At 28.1% G+C, this 1,292-nt stretch carries 3 protein-coding genes; 1 reads left to right on the top strand and 2 read right to left on the bottom strand.

Going from position 1 to position 1,292, the window contains the following annotated elements; all coding sequences use genetic code 11:
* Nucleotides 1-127 precede the first annotated feature (127 nt).
* Nucleotides 128-271, bottom strand: a complete 144-nt coding sequence (locus tag BUA19_RS11380) for a YvrJ family protein (RefSeq protein ID WP_072726595.1) — start codon at nucleotides 269-271, stop codon at nucleotides 128-130.
* Between the two features lie 314 nt (nucleotides 272-585).
* On the bottom strand, nucleotides 586-720 hold the full coding sequence (locus tag BUA19_RS11985) for a hypothetical protein (RefSeq protein WP_408645620.1): 135 nt from the start codon (nucleotides 718-720) through the stop codon (nucleotides 586-588).
* A gap of 219 nt (nucleotides 721-939) precedes the next feature.
* Between BUA19_RS11985 and BUA19_RS11375 the strand changes: the two genes are divergently transcribed.
* Complete coding sequence (locus tag BUA19_RS11375) at nucleotides 940-1,200, top strand: hypothetical protein (protein ID WP_072726593.1); 261 nt, start codon at nucleotides 940-942, stop codon at nucleotides 1,198-1,200.
* The last annotated feature ends 92 nt before the right edge of the window (nucleotides 1,201-1,292 follow it).

The following is a 1,292-nucleotide window of genomic DNA, read 5'->3' as shown; positions in this document are numbered from 1 at the left end:
ACAAGATTTCACAATTTCACTCAAAGAACATCAGAATATACTCCAGAAGAATTTGAAAAAATTGTTCTAAAAAAACAAAAGGAAAAATGGGGTATATAAAAGCCTAGATTTTACTAGGCCATGGCTATTATTTTAAACTTATAATTGCTTTACTTAATTCATTTATTGAAGTAGTTAAATTACTCAATTTCCCTTCAATTCTAACAAGCAAATATATTGATATTGCTATTGGAAAACCTAAGTTTGCTATATTTGTATATAAATCATCCATAATATCCTCCTCTGAATATTTCTTTCCCATATTCATCTAAGCCAAGTGAAAATATCAGCTTAATAGAACTTTCTTTAGGTATTTTTACTACTGCCATGGTATCCCTCCTTTTTAGTTTGTTAATTTAAGGATATGGGATTTGAAGATAAGGTTATAGCTAAAAAAATTTAAAAATATTGTTGTAGAAATAATTTCTATCGCTAAATTCGATCTTTTCGGGGTAGCACCAGTATTTGTAAATCAACTTAGAACCTATATGTTTATACATTAAAACTTCTTGTTGTTTTGTCGGATATAATCTTATAATTAATCATCTAATCATCTTTAGTCAACTCCATAATCATCTTCATAATCATCTTTTTGGTTTTGTTAGCTCTTTTATCTTGAAGTTTAGTACTAAATATAGTTACAATTTGTATCTCAAGATTATTTAATGCTGCATCAGCCATTTTAAAAAGGATATTTGTTTTTCCGTTAATACGTTTAAAGTCATTTATAAACTCTTTCTCTATTTCTGAGTTAAAAAAAGCTGATACTAAAGTATATCTTAAAGGTTCTGGATGTCTGCGTAATTCACGTAAATCTTCAGATACAGCGCTTTGCTTATATTTTTTAAGTATTTTCTATTTTATCATAAGCAGTTAAATCTTTTATTAAAGTATCCATCTATGTTAGCTCCAGAGGCAATTGCTTTGGCTTTAGGTGTAGAGGCACTTACAGGTGCAATAGTATATCTTACAGGAATAACTTCACAAAATGGTTATGTAAGAACTTATAGATACAAAGATTATTCTGTAAATGAAGAAAGAGTTGAAACATATATCTTTAGTAGTTATACAGATGCTCAAAATGAAGTTGGAGCAAGATTCATAGGTGGTTGTAATAATGAAGCAAAACCATTATATAGTGGTGTTGGAGCTGGTCTATAAGAAATAAAAAAAACCGACATTTATTTGTCGGTTTTTTTTATTATCAATAAAGAAGTTATTAGCATTGATGAAATGCTAGTTATTGTCGAAAT

It is taken from the genome of Tepidibacter thalassicus DSM 15285, assembly GCF_900129915.1.
GTDB classification, from domain to species: domain Bacteria; phylum Bacillota; class Clostridia; order Peptostreptococcales; family Peptostreptococcaceae; genus Tepidibacter; species Tepidibacter thalassicus.
This window is presented reverse-complemented; position numbering and strand designations above follow the sequence as displayed.